Annotated in this window: 16 protein-coding genes; 4 read left to right on the top strand and 12 right to left on the bottom strand. The window is 45.3% G+C overall.

Going from position 1 to position 19,520, the window contains the following annotated elements; all coding sequences use genetic code 11:
- Positions 1-84 precede the first annotated feature (84 nt).
- The 7 genes from L3V23_RS17070 to L3V23_RS17040 form a co-directional block, all read right to left on the bottom strand.
- Positions 85-915, bottom strand: a complete 831-nt coding sequence (locus L3V23_RS17070; RefSeq protein WP_237292628.1) for a LysR family transcriptional regulator — start codon at positions 913-915, stop codon at positions 85-87.
- A 636-nt stretch (positions 916-1,551) separates the two neighbouring features.
- Positions 1,552-2,763, bottom strand: coding sequence for an acetyl-CoA C-acetyltransferase (locus L3V23_RS17065; protein WP_237292626.1), 1,212 nt, complete (start codon positions 2,761-2,763; stop codon positions 1,552-1,554).
- A 16-nt stretch (positions 2,764-2,779) separates the two neighbouring features.
- A complete protein-coding gene (gene fabG / locus L3V23_RS17060) occupies positions 2,780-3,514 on the bottom strand; it encodes a 3-oxoacyl-ACP reductase FabG (protein WP_237292625.1) in 735 nt (244 codons plus the stop codon).
- A 63-nt stretch (positions 3,515-3,577) separates the two neighbouring features.
- Entirely contained in the window at positions 3,578-5,161 is a 1,584-nt protein-coding gene (locus L3V23_RS17055; RefSeq protein ID WP_237292623.1) for a CoA-transferase, read from the bottom strand.
- A 109-nt stretch (positions 5,162-5,270) separates the two neighbouring features.
- Entirely contained in the window at positions 5,271-6,212 is a 942-nt protein-coding gene (locus L3V23_RS17050; protein ID WP_237292621.1) for a LysR family transcriptional regulator, read from the bottom strand.
- A complete protein-coding gene (locus tag L3V23_RS17045; RefSeq protein ID WP_042482636.1) occupies positions 6,212-6,841 on the bottom strand; it encodes a response regulator transcription factor in 630 nt (209 codons plus the stop codon). Before L3V23_RS17045 ends, L3V23_RS17050 begins: the two co-directional genes overlap by 1 nt.
- Positions 6,838-8,223, bottom strand: a complete 1,386-nt coding sequence (locus L3V23_RS17040; protein ID WP_102966619.1) for a cache domain-containing protein — start codon at positions 8,221-8,223, stop codon at positions 6,838-6,840. The genes L3V23_RS17045 and L3V23_RS17040 overlap by 4 nt, the downstream gene beginning before the upstream one ends.
- A 204-nt stretch (positions 8,224-8,427) precedes the next feature.
- Here L3V23_RS17040 and L3V23_RS17035 point away from each other — a divergent pair, with 204 nt between their 5' ends.
- The 3 genes from L3V23_RS17035 (at position 8,428) to L3V23_RS17025 (ending at position 11,480) form a co-directional block, all read left to right on the top strand.
- Complete coding sequence (locus L3V23_RS17035) at positions 8,428-9,498, top strand: TRAP transporter substrate-binding protein (protein ID WP_102955026.1); 1,071 nt, start codon at positions 8,428-8,430, stop codon at positions 9,496-9,498.
- 67 nt (positions 9,499-9,565) lie between these two features.
- Complete coding sequence (locus L3V23_RS17030) at positions 9,566-10,108, top strand: TRAP transporter small permease subunit (protein WP_042482643.1); 543 nt, start codon at positions 9,566-9,568, stop codon at positions 10,106-10,108.
- Complete coding sequence (locus L3V23_RS17025) at positions 10,095-11,480, top strand: TRAP transporter large permease subunit (protein WP_042482646.1); 1,386 nt, start codon at positions 10,095-10,097, stop codon at positions 11,478-11,480. The genes L3V23_RS17030 and L3V23_RS17025 overlap by 14 nt, the downstream gene beginning before the upstream one ends.
- 93 nt (positions 11,481-11,573) lie before the next feature.
- Here the strand turns inward: L3V23_RS17025 and L3V23_RS17020 are convergent, their stop codons facing one another.
- Positions 11,574-12,572, bottom strand: coding sequence for a branched-chain amino acid aminotransferase (locus tag L3V23_RS17020; RefSeq protein ID WP_102966621.1), 999 nt, complete (start codon positions 12,570-12,572; stop codon positions 11,574-11,576).
- Between the two features lie 318 nt (positions 12,573-12,890).
- Here L3V23_RS17020 and sbmA point away from each other — a divergent pair, with 318 nt between their 5' ends.
- Positions 12,891-14,162: a peptide antibiotic transporter SbmA gene (gene sbmA, locus L3V23_RS17015; RefSeq protein ID WP_102964297.1), complete on the top strand. Its 1,272-nt coding sequence runs from the start codon at positions 12,891-12,893 to the stop codon at positions 14,160-14,162.
- Positions 14,163-14,231: 69 nt separating this feature from the next.
- Here sbmA and L3V23_RS17010 read toward each other — a convergent pair whose 3' ends face one another.
- From L3V23_RS17010 to L3V23_RS16995, 4 genes are read right to left on the bottom strand one after another with little or no spacing between them, the layout of a single operon-like run.
- Positions 14,232-15,473 carry an allantoate amidohydrolase gene (locus tag L3V23_RS17010; RefSeq protein ID WP_102966622.1) on the bottom strand — a complete coding sequence of 414 codons (1,242 nt, stop codon included), beginning with the start codon at positions 15,471-15,473 and terminating at the stop codon, positions 14,232-14,234.
- 10 nt (positions 15,474-15,483) lie between these two features.
- On the bottom strand, positions 15,484-16,734 hold the full coding sequence (locus L3V23_RS17005) for an alanine--glyoxylate aminotransferase family protein (RefSeq protein ID WP_102955021.1): 1,251 nt from the start codon (positions 16,732-16,734) through the stop codon (positions 15,484-15,486).
- Between the two features lies 1 nt (position 16,735).
- The gene (locus tag L3V23_RS17000) at positions 16,736-18,301 is read right to left on the bottom strand and encodes a gamma-glutamyltransferase family protein (protein ID WP_237292619.1); all 1,566 of its coding nucleotides are present in this window, start codon (positions 18,299-18,301) and stop codon (positions 16,736-16,738) included.
- Positions 18,298-19,500, bottom strand: a complete 1,203-nt coding sequence (locus L3V23_RS16995; RefSeq protein WP_237292617.1) for an amidase — start codon at positions 19,498-19,500, stop codon at positions 18,298-18,300. The genes L3V23_RS17000 and L3V23_RS16995 overlap by 4 nt, the downstream gene beginning before the upstream one ends.
- Positions 19,501-19,520 lie beyond the last annotated feature (20 nt).

Genomic DNA, 19,520 nt, shown 5'->3' with positions numbered 1-19,520 from the left:
CAGCAGTGTGTACATTGAACGGAACAACCAGTTATAGAAATTTAAGCTCTGAGTAAGCAGGTTGAATGGATAAGAAACAACCCTTTATTTGTTGCTTAAGATACTGGTTAGTTCCTCTCTAATAAAAGTTGATATCTCGGCCAACTTTCTGGGAAGTGGATGTTGATACGGATAAGCGATGTACATCGACCTTTCCGTATCAAACGTTTGAGTAACGTGAAGATTATTTACATTACTTCCTTTCATCAGATAGTTAGGAATAACACCCACGCCGATACCGTTGGCAACAAAGTTCATCAAAATAGACGTATTATCAACCTCAATAACATCACTGTAATTGGTCTTTATAGCCTCTTTATTAGAGTGGTTCTTATAGATGAGTAGTGTATTTTTTTTAGCGTTATCCGATTTCGATATTAAAATATCGTGATAGCTGCCTACCTTATGTGCAATCAGAGTCTCATCAACAATATTATTAAGTCTAATTGCCATGTCCACTTTACTTTCTAATAAATTCTCAACATTGTTACTTGAAGATATTTCAAAGTTAACAGCTGGATAACGCTCTTTAAGGCTTTTCAGTATTTCACCAAAAATAGAAGAAGCAATTGAATTAGGCATTGTTATTTTAAATTTACCACTAATGCAGTCACTCAGTGATTTCGCTCTGTAGTTGAGTTCTTTTAATTTATCTAAAGATTCAATCGCAAGCTCTTTAATGCTTTCTCCATGATCCGTCAAAACTAGTTTTCTGGTCGTTCTGTGGACGAGCGTGACGCCAAGCTGTTTCTCTAAAGTCATTAATTGGCGGCTAACTTGAGCCTTTGACAATCCCAGCTCCTTTGCTGCCTCCGTCAGGGAAAGATGCTTGCAAACCGAAGCAAAGCAGATTAATTCATTGTTCATCATTTCCATGATTGTTACCTATTTGCAACTCTGAGTCACGTTGTCTTTTAAATGCTCACTTAGTATAACTATCTTTCATCGGAGCATGGAAGGGATATTTAACCACTATAAGAAAAAATATTCTCGCACAAATAAAAAGATCAATCTCCATTGGTTTAAATAATAAAAAATTACAACTAAAAAACTTTATTAAAGTTTTAATAAAGAGCAACTCCATTAATAAACCATTAAGTATAGCTTTAGAAAAACTGATAAATAGTAAGAAACTAACAATTCTTTCTATATTTCTGCATTGGACAATTAACCATGAGAAATCAAACTATGAATACAGATATAAATAATAAAAATGGAAACAAAGCTTTAAACCTTTTATATAACGCTACCCAGTTTTATACAAAAGTGTTTATTAAGTTATTTGGTGATGAGTTAAGAGTTCGCCACAACAAGAATAGAATCAATCTACGTAGTAAATGTGAGCTTAGCGAACACATGAAACGAGATATTGGATTAGATTGATATATTTCGGCATAAATACTGAGCAAACACACCGTACCCATACACAACTGAAGTCTTGAATATGAAAATACTGATTCATATAAAGTCATAAAGCTCCTAACCGGAGCTTTATGAGCAGGCAACTAACGCTTAATGATAGCGAGACAACACCAACGCAGTTCCCATACCGCCACCAATACATAAGGATGCAAGCCCAAACTTAGATTGGGAACGCAGCATTTCATAGATCAAGCTTGTGACGATACGGCCACCGGAAGCGCCAATAGGATGCCCCAGTGCAATAGCACCGCCATTCACATTCACGTGTTCATCAAACCAAGATTGCTCCAGATTGTGCTGCTCTGAAAGATTCTTCATCACACCAATCGCCTGCGCAGCGAACGCTTCGTTGAGTTCCACCTTATCGATATCTGACAGGTTCAATTTGGCGCGAGTTAACGCCTGTTTAATCGCTGGAACTGGACCTAGACCCATGACTTCTGGAGCGACACCACCCTGTCCTGTCGAGACAACTTCTACTAACGGTTTCAAGCCATGCTGCTTCACCGCGTTCTCACTAACAACGACAACAGCAAACGCGCCATCATTGATACCTGAAGCATTACCAGCGGTCACTGTCCCCTCTTTTTCAAACGCGGGGCGAAGCTGAGAAAGCGCTTCAAGTGTTGCGTCAAAGCGAGGGTGTTCGTCAGTTTCTACCGTGAAAGAACCTTTACGAGTCTTGATTTCTAGCGGGACTATCTCTTGGCTAAAGCGCCCTGCTTTAATTGCAGCTTCGGCTTTATGCTGGCTGGCTAAAGCAAACTTATCCTGCTCTTCGCGACTAATAGAAAACTGCTTAGCAATATTTTCGGCTGTAATGCCCATATGAATGCCGCTGAACGCATCCGTTAATCCATCTTTTAATATGGTATCGATGGCTGAGAAGTCGCCCATTTTATTACCTGAACGCAGGTTGCCATTCATGACAAAGGGCGCATTACTCATGCTCTCCATTCCTGTAGCGACGACAATCTCTGCGTCGCCAGATCGAATAGCGTTCACCGCATTCAAAATGGACTTCATACCGCTGCCACAAATCATGTTGAGTGTGTATGCAGGTGTTTCGGCAGGGATACCTGCGTACATTGCGGCTTGTCGCCCTACACCCTGTCCTTGCCCTGCACTGAGCACATTTGCCGCAATAACTTCATCCACGCTCTCAGGTTGAACACCCGATTGTTCCAACACCGCTTTAATTGTGGCGCAGCCTAGTTCTACCGCTGTCAGTGGCGACAAACTTCCCATAAAAGTGCCGATTGCGGTGCGTTTCGCTGCAACAATATAAACTTTGTTATTCATAGCTTTATTTCCCCAATCAGAGCACCAATCCACCGTCGATTTTTAGTACTTGTCCGGTAATAAAACTCGACTTATCACTTGCCAAAAACTCTGCGCCATTGGCGATATCCTCGGTGGTTCCCATACGCCCTAACGGTGTTTTCTCTTTCATCATGTTGAGAACTTTTTCAGGCAGATCCGCCGTCATTGGTGTTTCGATAAAGCCCGGTGCAACACAGTTTGATCTCACTTGCGCACCTTTGCGTGCAAACTCTTTCGCCCAGCTTTTGCTCATTGCAATCACGCCACCTTTGGTTGCTGCGTAATTGCTTTGGCCAATGTTGCCATCGGTACCAACAACAGAAGACATAGTGACGATCGAACCATAATTGTTTTCCATCATTAAAGGGGCAACCGCTTGAGTAACGTTAAACACCCCCTTCAAATTGACATCAATGACTAAATCCCATTCCGCTTCTGTCATTTTTTCGATAAGTGCATCTCGCGTGACACCTGCGTTATTTACCAATACATCCACTCTTCCAAACTGTGCTTGAATACTGGTGATAAGCTCTGCTATCGCCGCTCTGTCACAGATATTAATAGTGACAGGCACCACTCGCTCAATATGGGAATACGCTTCCATCAACGCCTTATCATTCATGTCCAATGCATAGACCATTTCAGCGCCCTGAGTATAAAAACGTTCAACCACTGCTTTACCGATTCCTTGTGCGGCACCTGTGACAATGCATATCTTGTTTTGAAACATATTTGCTGACCTTTTGTTTTATCTTTCTTATTGAAATGTAGGGATTTAATCCGCTTCTGATATCTAGTCAGAGTGCAGATCTAATAAAAATTGAGGTTGGAAAATTACGCCATCCATTGTTGTTAACTCAGGGCTAATCAAAGGCTTAAACGCCATGTGACCAAGTATGTCGCGCTCTACATCAATACCCGGAGCAACTTCTATCAGCTCTATACCTTGCGCAACCATTCTAAATACCGCCCTTTCAGTGATATAAAGCACTGGCTTATTCGCTTTTAATGCCTGATTGGCACTGAAGGTGATTTGCTCGACTTTGGAGATGAACTTGCTTTGGCTACCTTCAGTAGTGATTTGCAGTTGCCCACCTTCCACCTGAACATCCAAACCTTTGGCGGTGAAAGTGCCACAGAAATACACCTCTTTGGCGTTTTGCGTAATATTGATAAAGCCGCCACATCCGGCGATTTTGGTGCCGAATCGGGAGACATTGATATCACCTTTGGCATCACATTGAGCAAGCCCCAAAAACGCTTGATCGACACCACCACCATCATAGAAGTCGAACATTTGATCTTGTCCGATAATGGCGTCAGGAAATGCGGAAGCACCAAAATCTAATCCACTGGCTGGAGAACCACCCACGGCACCCGGTTCCACCGTCAGAGTGAATTTCTCCAGAATGCCCGCTTGCTGAGCGACTTTAGCAATATATTCAGGCGCACCAATGCCAAGATTAAGTACTGAGTTCGCTTTGAGCTCCAACGCTGCACGTCGGGCAATAATGGTTTTCGCGTCGATGACAGGTTCAACCGTTGGTTCAACAATCGAGGCGTTAATGTTGTTGTGAGATGGTTTGTTACCACGTCCGATAAACTCAGGATTCATTTGGGTCGCGAACGTCTGCATGTGCTCGCTTAAGTCTTCACACACCACAACCGCATCAACGAATATGCCCGGAATTTTGACCAGATGTGGGTCTAGCGTACCCGCTGGCACAATTTGCTTAACCTGAACAATCACTTTGCCATTGTTGTTGGTCGCAGCCTGCGCCGCTGCGAGGCTTTCAACAATCAGACACTCATCTTCCATGGTGATATTGCCGTTTTCATCAGCGGTGGTGCCACGTAAAATAGCGACATCAATAGGAAGCTTTTTATAGAACAGATATTCTTCACCGTCGATTTCGATCAATCGAACCCAATCTTGAGAAGTAATAGAATTAAGCTTGCCACCTTCGATACGCGGGTCAACGAAAGTGCCCAATCCAACTTTGGTAAACAAACCGGGCTTTCCGGCTGCGCTATCACGCAACAAATGAGAAATTACGCCTTGGGGTAGGTTGTAACCTTCGATCAGATTATCGACCACCAGCTGTTGCAGCTTAGGTACAAGCCCCCAGTGTCCGCCAATGGCTCTTTTCACCAAACCTTGCTGTGCAAGATGGTTAATCGCTCGTGATTTACCATCGCCCTGACCGGCAGCAAAAACCAGAGTGAGATCTTTCGGCAAACCTGACTGTTGATACCGTTCACCAATCGCACGTTCGATGGCTTCTGGCACCACGCTACCAATGAAGCCTCCGAGCATGACTGACTGCCCGTTTTCAATCCATTGAGCTGCTTGATCTGCTGTAAGTTTCGTAACCACAATTCACCTTCCTTGATTCGATGAATTTCAGGTTAGACATAAAGGAGCACTTTGATAATTGCACATATAGAGATTGTGAATTTCGAATCTGAAACAATCATACTTAACCTCATATGTTCTCATTTCGCATCGAGTCAACACGCTCAAGTAAGTACTGCTTAAAGCGAGCGCAACGCTCCGGCATGGGCGAACGAGGACGATACAAAAGATCAATATCAAAGCTGGCACAGCGATAGTCAGGCAAGATCTGAATCAAATCGCCGCTTTCAATGCATTTGTGCACCAATGAATGAGGCAGATAGGCAATTCCCGCGTGTTCCATTGCGAAATCGAGCAGCATTTCGCTGTTGTCACACTCTAGAGTGTCCTGAATAGTGACAAACTCTTGCTTGCCACCGAGTTCAAAGCTCCAGCGTGTTCCCCCCAATAAGGTTCTCGCATACAGGCAACGATGCTGTGTTAAAAACTCAGGGGTTTCAGGCACACCATGTTCCTGCAAATACTGTTTTGAAGCGCAGAGATAAAGCGGCTCAGTAAGAACGCGCTTTCGCACAAGCAAAGAATCAGGGGAGATATCACCATCGTAATTGGCTGTGGCTCTAAAGGCAAAATCGATTGTGAGAGGGTCAAAGTCTCCTGCTTCAATAAAGATGCGAAAATGCACCTGAGGATGCATCTCCATATATTCCGCCACAATTTTGGTCAGATATTGGCGCGCAAACAAAGGCGTTGAGGAGATCTTGATTTCACCTTGCTGCTCAGCCGCAAGATTCTGTACCTCTTCGCACAAGTTATTGATATCCGGCAGCAGCGGTGAAAAGCGTTCATAAAGAAGCTGCCCTGCCTGAGTCGCCACCAGCTGTCGGGTACTTCTTTTAATAAGCTCAACGGACATGGCTTCTTCAAGCTCTTTCACCCAGCGGCTTCCCGCTGCAGGAGAGAGTCCTTGTTGAAGAGCTGCTTCGCGAAATGAACCTGTTCTCAATACCGCACAGAAGAAGACGATCTTATCCAAGATAGGTTGGCGACTGGACAACAATTTTCCTGTCATCAACTTACCAGCCCTTTATCTAACGCGAGCTTAACCAGCGCTGCTGTAGAGGTAGCGCCGAGTTTTTTCTTAATTCTCAGTCTGTGAGTTTCAACAGTTCTCACACTGATGTGCAGAGTATCGGCAATATCTTTATTACATGCGCCACTGACAATAAGTTTAAGGACATCAGATTCACGCTTGGAAAGCTCATTGTCTTTTGGCTCTGGCTTGTCGTTGATTTGTTCTAGAAGACGATCGGAAGCCTGAGGGCACAAATACGATCGCCCCTGAGCCACCTGATTAATGGCCATAACCAACTCTTCAGAGCCCACATCTTTTAACACGTAACCCTTTGCACCAGCTTTTACTGAGCGAACCACATAGTCTTTGCTGTCGTGCATCGACAGCATAATCACTGCGGTTTCTGACTTAGATTGGGAAAGTTTTTCCAGCATCTCGATGCCGTTCATGTTGGGCATATTAATATCTAACAAAAGCACATCGGGTTTGAGAGTGAGTGTCGCTTTGAGTGCATCAGCTCCTGTGCCGACGCAAGACAGAATCTCAAGGTTTTCTTCTCTTTCTAGACGCGATTTTAAACCGTCCTGCATCAGGCGATGATCATCGGCAAGTACCAACTTAATCATACGAACTCCATATTTAAGCTGACGCGAATCTCAGTACCTTCGCCCTGTATACTTGATACGGCGAACGTACCTCCAATGGCATGAATACGATCCTTCATATTCTGTAACCCCATATGTTCCAAATTTGGTTTATTGCGTTTACCCGGTTTTGCAATGGTGGGTGCGATGCCAATTCCGTCATCACTCACCGTTAAAATCAGTAGTTGTCCTTCGCGCTGCATAATGATGTCCACGCCTTGCGCCTGAGCATGTTTTTCCACGTTGTGCACTGCTTCCTGAATAACTCGATACAAGGTAGTCTCAACCTCTTGCAGCATCTCCACACCTTCAATGTCATGCTCGAATACCAGTTCAAGCTCGGTGCGTTGGCGCATGTCGTTGATATAGGCTTCAATACCTGCCACCAACCCTAAGTCGTCCAATTGCGGTGGTCTCAAGTCTCGTGAGATCCTTCTCAATTCGACAATCGCTTGTTCCATCACTTGCTTGCTCGCATCGAGTTCTCTCACCTGTTTTTCCTGATTGAGCTCTTTACCAACGTTGTCCAAACGGTACTTGGCAGCAACTAAAAGCTGGTTCACACCGTCATGCAACTCGCGCGATACGCGCTGACGTTCGTTTTCCTGAGAATCGATGATCTGCTGATTCAACACACTCAACTGCTCATTCGCTAAGCGTCGTATGTTTAAGTTCAAAGAAGCACCTAGAGCAGCAATAACCGTGATAGAGATCAGCATGACAAAAAACAGCGCGCTGCTGGTTCTGCCTACGTTTTGATCGTAGCCGTTTTGCATGTGGGCAACTTGATGTTCTATATCGTCGAGATAGACACCAGTTCCAACCATCCATTGCCATCTGTCCAATGAAATGGCGTAACTGAGTTTAGGTAGTGGTTCTTTGGTAGACGGTTTGTGCCATAAATAATCGACAAAACCGCCGCCAGCCCTGCCTACGCGAATCAGTTCTTGCAGCAGTTTTTTACCTTCGACATCCTCAACTTCCCACCAATTAAGACCGATACGTTCAGGCTGATAAGGCAACACAATCGCATCACCCTGCCAGTTATAGGCAAAGAAGTAACCATCTACTCCATATGTTAACTGGCTCAACTTTTCAGCAACTATTTGCTTCGCGCGCTCATCACTTAACGACTCGTCTAGGTAGTAAGGCGTGATGCTTTTCACTGCCATTTCTACGTACTGTTTCAGTTCTTGTTTTTTGGCCGCCAGAATATTATTTCTGGTGAGTTGAACTTGGTCTTCAACTAATTGTTTTGCTTGGCTAAATAGGATGGCAGCGACAATCGCAACCACAATAATCAAGGGGACAATCGACAGTAAGATGATATTAACCGTTAGCTTTCTGTTCCTGGCAAAGCCCATATTTGCTTCCAATACTTGTACGTAGTTTTACTGATTCGTCCTGTCAAAAACTGCACATACTACCGACACAATTTGCGCAATTTCACCAATAGAGCATCTGTTTACCCCTGCTTATACTCAGCCCGAATGTAACATCAAATTAACATCGTTAAATACGAAATGTTCACATTTATTCGCACATAAAAACCAAACAAGGATTACGTTATGAATTTGAAAAAAGCTGCCATTGCAACTGCCATTGCTTTAACGTCAGTTGGACTCTCGATAAGTGCACACGCTGAGGACAAGAAGATTCTGCTGAAAACTCCGATTGCTTTTGGCAGCCACTTACCTGCGCTAGGTACACCAATCCAGTGGTATGCAGACCACATTACACAGATGTCTGGCGGCACGGTAAAAATGAAAATCTATGAACCAGGTAAACTGGTGAATCCTGCTGAAATTTTGGATGCAGTATCGACGGGTAAAGTAAATTCTGGTTATTCAACAGCAGGCTACTGGCAAGGCAAGCTGCCTGCCTCTGCTTTATTTTCTGCGGTTCCCTTTGGTCCTGAAGCGGGTGAATACATGGCTTGGATATACTTCGGTAACGGTCTGAAGCTCTATCAAGAAATGTATGACCAAGGTGGCTACAACGTAAAAGTTCTGCCTTGTGCGATCATTTCACCTGAATCTTCAGGTTGGTTTAGAAAGCCGATTGAAAAGCCAGAAGACTTGAAAGGTTTGAATATGCGTTTCTTCGGCTTGGGTGCTTCCGTGATGGAGAAACTCGGTGCGGGTACCGTACAACTTCCAGGGGGGGAAATCTTTGGCGCGCTGGAAAAAGGGGCTATCGATGCATCTGAATTTTCTCAACCAGCCATCGATGAGCGTTTAGGTTTCCACAAAGTTGCGAAATACAACTATTTCCCTGGCTGGCACCAACAATCCACCATCTTTGAACTGTTGATCAACAAAGATACGTGGAACGAAATGAGCGAAACGCAACATGACGCCATCGAAACGACCTGTATGGCATCGATGACCTACTCGATCGCCGAAGGTGAAGCAATTCAATTCACAGCGATGGAAAAAGCGAAGCAGAATGGCGTAGAAATTCGCTACTGGAACAAAGAGATGCTGGATTTGTTCAAGAAAACATGGCTAGAAGTAGTTGAAGAGAAAAAATCTGCGGATCCTTTCTTCAATAAGGTGTGGGCTGACCTAAGCACATTCCGTCAGGGATATGCATTGTGGCAAGCGAACGGTTTCCTACCTCGCGCAACTCTAGAGTGATCCTTACATACATCGGAAATATGGGCTGGATTTGGTCATCCAGCCCTAATCAGGCAAGGAGAAAGCTATGAGTAAGGTGTTATGCTCAACCCCACCTATCCCTGTTTACTACCACATCGAAAGATTCGTTAAGTCCACAAGCAAATTTATCGCTTGGACCAACGTCATTCTTATCGGTGTCATTGTTCTTCAAGTCATTCTGCGCAAAGTGTTTTCTAACGGTCAGATTACCTTAGAAGAGTTGCAATGGCATTTGTATGCTACTGCCGTCATGTTTGGCACCGCGTACGCGCAAATATGCAATATGCATGTGCGGGTCGACCTTTTTTATCACAAATTTAGCGAGCGCAAAAAAGCGATGATCGACCTTTTAGGTCTGCTATTTTTGGCCGCACCCTTTGTGATTGTGGTGATCATCCATTCCTACGACTTCACCTATGAGTCTTGGCGTGTCAATGAAAGCTCCGCTTCACCTTCTGGTTTACCTTATCGCTGGTTAATCAAAAGTGTTATCCCAATCAGCTTCTCACTGTTGCTGCTTTCCATGCTGGCAAAAGTGCTGCGCAATTTAGAGATCATTTACAAAGGAAATAGCCATGGAACCAAATGAGTGGATTGTAATCGCGATGTTTGGCTCGTTTATCCTGCTTCTATTTACTGGGATTCCTGTAGCCTATGTTTTAGGTGGCATTGGCGTATTCTTCGCGGGTGTTGGATACCTAGCCGATATTTATCTCGATACTTTTACCGGATTGAACTTCACTAGCCTCGGCTTAGTGGTGAATCGCATTTACAAAATCATGGATAACTGGATTTTGGTGGCACTTCCGATGTTTATCTTTATGGGTAACATGCTCGATAAATCCGGTATTGCCGAAAAACTGATGGCGTCCATGCAAGCTCTGTTTGGAAAAGTGCATGGTGGACTCGCCGTCACTGTTATGGCTATAGGTATTATTCTCGCAGCGTCAACAGGAATCATCGGAGCTTCAGTGGTTCTGTTAGCGGTAATGTCACTGCCCACCATGATGCGCCAAGGTTACCACTTACCTCTCGCACTTGGTACAGTAGCCTCTGCTGGCACTCTGGGAATCCTTCTTCCACCTTCAATCATGCTGGTTATCATGGCTGACCAACTTGGGCTTTCCGTTGGCGACCTGTTTATGGGCGCTGTAATACCAGGCTTGTTGTTAGGTCTGTTTTACATCCTCTACATATTGTTTGTAGGTAAGATGAACCCTGTCAAAGCACCGGTTCCTGAAAACATTCAGCCAGTAGAGTGGAACTTGATTCTGCAAGTGTTTAAAGATATCACTCCAACTGTGTTACTGATTTTTGTTGTACTAGGTTCTATTTTCGCGGGTATCGCTACACCGACCGAAGCATCCGGTATTGGTGCGCTAGGAGCAACATTACTTGCGGCTTACAACAAGAAGCTCAACCTGAAAGTGGTCAAAGAAGTGGTGTTGGCATCCTACGGCACAACAGCTTACATCTTTATGATTTTCTTAGGTGCTTCTTGTTTTGCGCTAGTGTTGCGCGAACTGGGTGGCGACGAACTGATTGAAAGTTTCCTAAGTGGATTACCGTTTGGTCCATACGGCATTATTGCGTTTATATTGATGATTGTTTTCTTCCTTGGGTTCTTCCTAGATTGGATAGAAATAACCTTAATTGCGCTGCCATTACTTGCGCCTGTGGTGAGAAGTTTAGGTATCGAACTGGATGGTCACGGCGTGGTTGATGACCCGTCGTTGGTTTGGTTTGTAATGTTAGTGGCTATGGCGCTTCAAACCAGCTTCCTAACACCGCCAGTGGGATTTGCGCTGTTCTATCTCAAAGGTGTTTGCCCAGAAGGCGTAACCTTGAAAGATATCTACCGTGGCGTAGTACCTTTCATTGTGATTCAGTTGATAGCTCTGGTTTGTCTCGTCGCTTGGCCACAACTGGTATTGTGGTTCCCAAGTGTGGCTTATGGGTAGTTAGCCCCCAATAGATTGACATCGATAAACATAAAAGCCAGCGATCATCGCTGGCTTTTCTATGTTCTCTTTCTAACTATTTACTTGATTGAATTAAGCAATCTTAGTTAGCCAGTTGTGTGTGTCTGGTGCTTTACCCCACTGAATGTCGTTCAGTGCTTGACGAAGTTTCTGTGCAATAGGGCCAACTTCACCGCTGCCTACTTTCACATCTTCACCGTTGTGAATCAAAGTACCAACAGAAGTCAGAACTGCAGCTGTACCAGAAAGCATTGCTTCTACACCCGGTTTCGCTGCACGCTCTAGAAGTTCTTCTACAGATACTTCACGCTCGCTTACTGTCATGCCAAGATCTTTTGCGATAGTCAGGATACTCGAACGAGTAACACCGTGTAGGAAGCTAGAATCCAATGCTTTAGTGATGATTTCGTTACCATCAACCAACAGGAAGTTCGCCGCACCTGTTTCTGTAATATAGCCGTTTGGACAGAACAGAACTTGGTCAGCTTTGTATTTTGCTTTTGCTTCTAGTGTCGGAGAAAGCGCACTTGCGTAGTTACCGCCACTCTTGATCATACCCATGTGCGGCGCACAACGTTGACCTGTTTCGTCAAGTAGAAGACGCAGCGCACTTGCGCCACCAGCAAAGTAGTCACCCACTGGAGAAAGCAGTACATACATCATAGATGAAAGAGATGGCGCTGCCGCTTTACCAACCGCCGCTTCAGTACCGATGTGAGTTGGACGAATGTACATAGAACCCGGAGGCGCTGGTACTTCTGAAGCGAACTCAGCAACAACATCAACGATCATCTTTGAAAGTTGTTCTTTGTTCACTTCTGGTAGAGAAAGTAGTCGGCTGCTTTGAGCAAAACGCTCGACGTTTTGGTCCATTCGAAAGACGTGCACGCTACCGTCTTCGTGACGGAATGCTTTTAAACCTTCAAAACACGTACTTGAGTAATGCAAGACGTGAGCACCCGGATGAAGCGAGATGCTGTCAGAAGCTACGATTTCTGCGTCTGACCATTGATTATTTTCGAATGTTGCTAATGCCATCTTAGGCATAAATACAGTACCAAAAGCCGCCATATGTTTTCCTACAAATAAATTACTACTAAAGATAAGTCCGTTAAGTCTGGGCTGGCGATGTGAGATGCATGTCCAATACTTAGTGTTCTGATACTAAAACAAGTTGAACCTGTAAGAAAAGAGGTTTGTTGGATTAAATACTCATTAACACCAATTAATAGTTTTTTTACAAATCAAGCCATGTCTAAAATGGTTTAAATTAGGATGTGTATAAAACTAATCGTATTTTATGCGGTCAGTAATATACTGAAATCAAATATACCCTGACTCAAACTCTTAAAGGATGGGTATGCGTGTTGTCATCAAAAGGAAGATGCTGTGTTTAGTTCTTTTTTTCCAAAACCCAAATTGTTTTTTCTGAGCTTCGTTCTTTGGGCTCTCGTTTGTGTTATTGGCTGGTATACCGTTATTGAGGATCTTGGCCCTCACCTCAGTCTGGCTCATATTTTCGGTGTCGATTACCCACCAGCATTAGCTGAAGGCGCAAGTGAGGCGGCTACGGCAGAATTTCAAGCGGCGACACAGTCTGCAATCAATGCTTGGCTCTATCAGTTTATGACAGTGTGCTATGCGTTGTTCATTGGTGGTTGGATGATGCTTGGTGGACAAAAATGGGCGAAATGGTCGGTACTTGGTTCTGGCTTAATTGTGTTCATTACTTGGTTCCAAGTGGAAGTCAGCGTCATGCTTAACGAATGGTACGGTGACTTTTACAACCTAATTCAAAAAGCACTGACCGCACCAAACAGTATTACCCTAACTGAGTTCTATTCTGAGCTATCAACGGTAATGGTGCTGTTGATGATAGCGATTATGGTGGCAGTTGGTAACGCCTACTTTGTCAGCCATTTTGTCTTCCGTTGGCGCACCGCAATGACCGAGCATTACACCGCAAGATGGGAACATGTTCGCCATATTGAAGGTGCTGCGCAGCGTATTCAAGAAGACACCATGCGTTTTGCCAGCATTATGGAAAACTTAGGCGTTCGCTTGCTCAACTCCGTAATGACGCTGATAGCCTTCCTGCCGATTCTTTGGGGCTTATCTGGTTACGTCACGACGCTTCCGTTTGTCGGAGAAGTACCTCAAGCGCTGGTTTTCGTTGCTATTATTTGGTCGATTTTTGGTACTGTGCTACTTGCGTTTGCGGGTATCAAACTACCGGGTCTGGAATTTAACAACCAGAAAGTAGAAGCGGCATATCGTAAAGAATTGGTTTACGGTGAAGACTATGAAGATCGCGCGCATCCACTGACTTTGGAAGAACTGTTCGGCAATGTTCGCCAAAACTATTTCAAGCTTTACATGCACTATGTGTACTTCAACGTGGTTCGCTATGGCTACTTGCAGTTCGGTGCATTTATCCCGTTCATTGCTCTTGCACCATCGATTGTTGCTGGTGCGTTTACGCTTGGCGTGATGCAACGAATCATGAACGCGTTCAACCAAGTTGAAAACTCATTCCAGTACTTGGTGAACTCATGGACCACGATTGTAGAACTGCTGTCTATCTACAAGCGTCTTAAAGCGTTTGAACACGCTTATGAAGAAAAAACTGCAAGTTTGGTTGAAGCAAAAGAAATCAGTTAAGCATAAAAAGAACCCCACTCATATGGGGTTCTTTATTTATCCTGTCGAGGGTTCAAAAAGCAATTCTCATCAAGCGTTAAAGCTGCGAATCATCTCAATAAAACACGCCAAACCAATCTCAACATCAGAGGTTAACACCTGCTCTTTGGGGTTGTGGCTGATGCCTTTTTCACAGCGAATAAAGAGCATAGCTGTATCAGTCAAGTCAGCCATTACCATTGCATCATGCCCAGCGCCACTTGGCAGAAAACGGGCGGACGAATTGGTGACTTTTTCAATCGCAGAGGCCCACTTCTGTTGCAGCTTGTTGTTACATTGAACCGCTTTTGCTTTGTAGATGTTCTCATACTCAAAAGAGAGCTTACGTTGCTGCGCAATATGTTTGAGTTGCTCCAGCATCTCATAGGTCGCATTCTCTAATGCTGATTGAGAAGCGCTGCGGATATCAATCGTAAATCTTACTCTGCCAGCAATTACGTTTACCGCGCCGGATACAATTTCACACTTGCCAACGGTTGCCACAACGCCCTCATCTTTCGCCAATTTCTCAATGGACAAAATCATTTCAGCAGCGCCAGTCATCGCGTCTTGACGTAAATGCACAGGTACCGTGCCCGCATGCCCAGCGATGCCTGTCACTTCACATTGAAAACGCTTTGCTCCAGCAATACCCGTCACCACACCTACAGCGAGATTCTCCGCTTCAAGTACTGGTCCTTGCTCAATATGCGCTTCCAGATAGGCTTGTACTTCTTGCGCCTGACGCGCATCATTACCCGCTTTTGCAGGGTCAAGACCAAACTCTCGCATCGCCTGTGCCATGGTGACACCGTTCGCATCAGTCACCTCTAACCAATTGGAATCAAAGCAACCAGCGACCGCACTTGAGCCAATTAACGTGGTGTTAAACCGTGTACCTTCTTCATCAGCAAAGGCAACAACATCAATATGAAAAGGAAAGGTTTCCCCACGAAGCGCCGCCAGTGTTTCAATGGCGAGTAAGACACCTAAGTTGCCGTCATATTTGCCAGCGTTTACAACGGTGTCACTGTGAGAACCTAAAATCAACGTTGGCTTGGTCGGGTTGGGTGATACTTTTCTTCCCCACTGATTACCAACGCTGTCTTGCCATGTTTGTAAACCTGCTTGTTGCATCCAGAGCGATATTTGATCATGAGCCGCGCGATGTTGTGGTGTTAAATACGCACGCGTTAAGCCCGTTTCACTCTCGCTGAATGAAGCAAGTACATCCGCTTGCTCCATAAGTCGTGCAGCGCGACTTTGTCCTTCCATCTCATTAAGAACAGTCATAACACTCCTACTACTGATAAAATGCCATTGCCGCAGCAACAGCTTGACCCGGATCGATTTTCGCTTTGTGCTTAATCAGCAGCGCTTCTAACGCAGCCAAAGTTGAAAGTACGCACTCTTGGCGAGCGTTATAACCCATTGTGCCAATACGCCAAATCTTGCCATGTAACGGGCCGAATGAAGTACCAATTTCGATACCAAAGCGGTTTAGCAGTTCGAGTCGAACCGCATCACCATTCACGTTTGCGGGGATATAAACACCGACAACGTTGTTCATCTTGTATGTTTGATTGCCGAACAGCTCAAGCCCCATCGCACGCAAACCTGCCGCCATAGCATCACCTGCCTGTTTGTGGCGCGCAATCACCTTGTCTGGGCCTTCTTCAAGGAAGAGTCGCGCACATTCACGAGCGGCATAAAGCATGCTGGTCGCTTCTGTATGGTGGTTAAGACGTTCTGGGCCCCAGTAATCCATGATCATTGCTAAGTCGAAATAGTTCGACTGAATCATCGCATCTTCACCTTGTGTGTGGTGCTCGGCACGAATACCTGCTTCAACGTGTTTGCGTCGGTTAATCAATTCAGCACATCGATCACTTAAGGTAATAGGTGCCGAGCCAGAAGGGCCACCGAGACATTTTTGCAAACCGGCCGATACCGCATCCAAATGCCATTCATCGACTTTTAGATCATTACCCGCAATCGATGCTGTGGCATCACAGTAGAACAGAACACCGTGACGTTGACAAATCTCACCCATCTCTTGCAACGGCTGATTCATGGTTGTGGATGTATCACCCTGAACGGTGGCAAGTAGCTTGGGCTTGAAGGCTTTAATTGCTTGCTCGACTTTCTCCGCTGGGCACACTTCCCCCCATTCGATATCAATGGTTTGAACAACAGCACCGACACGTTGCGCTATTTCACACAGCAGATGACCAAATCGGCCAATCACCGGAACCAACACTTTGTCACCCGGTTGAAGAACCGACACTAATACCGCTTCAATCCCAGAGCGCGCAGTGCCATCCACCAACATGGTTTGTTGGTTATTAGTGAAAAACACGCCGCGATACAGCGACTGAACTTGGTTCATGTAACCTGTCATCACAGGATCATACTGGCCAATCAATGACTGAGAGATAGCTTGATGTACACGCGGATACGCGTTGATTGGGCCCGGCCCCATAAGCAGTCGTTGTGGCGGGTTGAGCGTTTCAAACAGATTGCCAGTTGAATGCAATTCATTATGGGCTGTCATTTTATTCTCCAAGTAAATAAGTTCCATCGCTACGAGGATCACTGGTCGCCAAGGCTTTTCCATGCGAATCAATAATGATTGCGCCAGCGTGTCCCATTAATTCATTGTTATCAGCCACGTAAGTAACATCGTGACCTTTTTGTTTAAGTTGTTCTCCGTACTGGTGATACAAAGACTCTTCTAGACGTAAGTTGTTGGTTGGATCACCCCATGTACGACCCAACAACCATCTCGGTAATGCTACCGCTTCATCCAACCCATAGCCCTGATAGTGATATCGGCTAAACAAACATGCCTGCGTTTGTGGTTGGCCTTCTCCGCCCATAGTGCCGTAAACCATACGGCGGTCATCATCTAACTCTGCGTAAGCTGGGTTTAATGTGTGGAATGGTTTCTTACCACCCGCCAACACGTTGTGATGTTTGGCATCCAAAGAGAAGCTTTTCGAACGGATATTCCACAATATGCCAGTACTTGGCAGCACAAGACCTGAGCCGAACTCCCAGTAAATACTTTGAATGAAGCTCACCATAGTGCCGTACTGATCGGTAGCACCCATCCAGATGGTGTCTCCCGGTTGTGCTTGGTGTGGCCAAGGTAGCGCCTGTTCCATAGACACTTGCTCAGCGCAGCGATCAATCACTGATTCATTGAGCCACTCTTGCAAAGGCTGAGTCAGATACTCTTCATCACATACTTCTTTATCGCGAATGATGAAGGCTTGCTTGGTTGCTTCCACTAACAGGTGAATATGATCAACGTCGCTTTGTGCTTGTGAAGCGAGACGATCATAAATCGCCAGAATCAACAACGAAGCCACCCCCTGAGTTGGAGCACCGAAGTTGTACAGTTTACCTTTCGAGGTAATGACACTCAGTGGTGCCATTACCTTGGCTTGGTGGTGATGAAAATCTTTTAAAGTAATCGGGCTGCCTGCCTGCTGAAGTTCTTCTGCCGCACTTTTGGCGATTTCGCCACGATAAAAATCATCCAGCCCGTTTTCTGCTAGAGTTCTGAGCGTTTCGGCTAACGCCTGATTAGTGACAATGTCACCTATCGTGAGTGTTTTTCCTTCTTTCAGGAAATGTTCAGCAAACGTTTTGAGCTGAGCTAATCTGCCGAAGGTTTTTTCGCTGGCATTGACTAAGCTTTGAGTCACTTCGACGCCTTGCTGCGCTGCTTCAATGGCTGGTTCTAGTAGCGTGTGTAAACTGATATCGGTTGAGTCCAGTTCTAGAGCCTTTTGCCACGCAGCAACAGTGCCAGCCATGGTAATTGCCGCTTCACCACCAAACTCAGGAAGTTCTTCACCTTGACTGCGATAGTGTTCAACATCAACCTCCAACGCAGCAGCACCGCTACCATCAATGGCGACGGGCGTTTGGCCTTTTTTGGCGATCAACCAAAAGCTGTCACCACCGATGCTGTTCATATGTGGATACTGCACAGCGATCATTGCTGCGGCTGCAACCATAGCTTCGCTCGCTGTTCCGCCTTGGTCGAGAATCTTCTGACCTACTTGAGCGGCCATATAATGCGGAGCTGTGAAAGCGGTTTGATATTTCATTTACTATCTCCTTGAACAAACTTTTCTCCTTGAATCAGCGCTTCGCCGGTCGTAATCAGGTCTTCTTCACGATTCGTTAAGCCCATAACGGAAATGCCGCATGGCCCTTCTTGCAATCCTCGCATGGGTAAATGCAATTGAGGTAAGCCACTTAAGCCCGCAATACTGGTTAATCCCATAAGCTGAGTTCGGTAAGTGGCTAATGCCTCACCAGACATAGTGAGTACCGGTGGTCCTGATGGTGTAGTCGGAATCGCCCAAACCAGTGCGTATTCAGTCAGATGATAAGTTATGAGTTCTTTGAACTTCGCTTGCTTATCCAAGGCTTGTAAGTAATCTTGCTCGGAGATGGTACGTGACCATTTCACTCTCTCGAAAATGGCTGGGTCTAAACTCTCGCCATGCTGCTCAAGCCATAAACCGTGCTTTTGAATAATCTCAAAACCTTGAATGGTTCTGAACAGCAAGCTTAGGTCACTCAGTTGCCATCCGTTCTCATGCAACAGATCGCCACATATCAACTCAATATCAGCTTGTTTACACCAGTGTTTCAGGCGAGCTAATCGCTCTTCACTGAGCACGTGAGCGCACTGATTGTCCAAATACAGATGTGTGGCACTGCGACTTTCTGATTTTGACCCAGACAACACACGCCAAACTTTGCGTAGTAATGGTAATTCGCGACTGAAAATGCCTGCGGTATCGAAACTTTTCGACAGTTCAAAACAAGCGTGAAGATCAAGCGAACCGAGTGTTGGACGAAGACCAAACAAACCACAATAACTGGCGGGAACGCGAACCGATCCTCCGGTATCTGTTCCGATTGAGAAGTCACATTCGCCGTTTGCAACTGTGACTGCGCTGCCACTCGACGAACCGCCGGGAATACAATCGGGAGCGACAGGATTAACTGGCGTACCGTAATGGATGTTCTGTCCGTTTAGGCTGTATGCCAACTCGTCAGTCTGTACACGGCCGACACATTCAGCACCATTGTTCAGCAACTTTGATATCAATGAAGATGTGGTTGGCGCACAGGGATGAGTCGCCAACCATTGTGGATTTCCTGCGCCTGTTTTAAAGCCTTTAACATCAAACAAGTCTTTAAATACAAACTGTGTGCCGCTTAGGCTTCCTCGTTCTTTGGCAGGTAACTGTTCTGGCCCTTGAGAGCAATAGACTCGACTATCCTTAGTCATTTCGCTTCCTTACTTTTTAA

The organism is Vibrio sp. A1-b2, from assembly GCF_021726015.1.
Classification (GTDB): domain Bacteria; phylum Pseudomonadota; class Gammaproteobacteria; order Enterobacterales; family Vibrionaceae; genus Vibrio; species Vibrio diazotrophicus.
Note: the sequence above shows the minus strand (reverse complement) of the source record. Positions and strands in the feature narration are given on the sequence as shown.

Bases quoted from the DNA above. Each gene is read 5' to 3' on its own strand.
- L3V23_RS17070 (WP_237292628.1), bottom strand. From the start codon at position 915: ATGGAAATGATGAACAATGAATTAATCTGCTTTGCTTCGGTTTGCAAG.
- L3V23_RS17065 (WP_237292626.1), bottom strand. From the start codon at position 2,763: ATGAATAACAAAGTTTATATTGTTGCAGCGAAACGCACCGCAATCGGC.
- fabG (WP_237292625.1), bottom strand. From the start codon at position 3,514: ATGTTTCAAAACAAGATATGCATTGTCACAGGTGCCGCACAAGGAATC.
- L3V23_RS17050 (WP_237292621.1), bottom strand. From the start codon at position 6,212: ATGACAGGAAAATTGTTGTCCAGTCGCCAACCTATCTTGGATAAGATC.
- L3V23_RS17045 (WP_042482636.1), bottom strand. From the start codon at position 6,841: ATGATTAAGTTGGTACTTGCCGATGATCATCGCCTGATGCAGGACGGT.
- L3V23_RS17040 (WP_102966619.1), bottom strand. From the start codon at position 8,223: ATGGGCTTTGCCAGGAACAGAAAGCTAACGGTTAATATCATCTTACTG.
- L3V23_RS17035 (WP_102955026.1), top strand. From the start codon at position 8,428: ATGAATTTGAAAAAAGCTGCCATTGCAACTGCCATTGCTTTAACGTCA.
- L3V23_RS17030 (WP_042482643.1), top strand. From the start codon at position 9,566: ATGAGTAAGGTGTTATGCTCAACCCCACCTATCCCTGTTTACTACCAC.
- L3V23_RS17025 (WP_042482646.1), top strand. From the start codon at position 10,095: ATGGAACCAAATGAGTGGATTGTAATCGCGATGTTTGGCTCGTTTATC.
- L3V23_RS17020 (WP_102966621.1), bottom strand. From the start codon at position 12,572: ATGGCGGCTTTTGGTACTGTATTTATGCCTAAGATGGCATTAGCAACA.
- L3V23_RS17010 (WP_102966622.1), bottom strand. From the start codon at position 15,473: ATGACTGTTCTTAATGAGATGGAAGGACAAAGTCGCGCTGCACGACTT.
- L3V23_RS17005 (WP_102955021.1), bottom strand. From the start codon at position 16,734: ATGACAGCCCATAATGAATTGCATTCAACTGGCAATCTGTTTGAAACG.
- L3V23_RS17000 (WP_237292619.1), bottom strand. From the start codon at position 18,301: ATGAAATATCAAACCGCTTTCACAGCTCCGCATTATATGGCCGCTCAA.
- L3V23_RS16995 (WP_237292617.1), bottom strand. From the start codon at position 19,500: ATGACTAAGGATAGTCGAGTCTATTGCTCTCAAGGGCCAGAACAGTTA.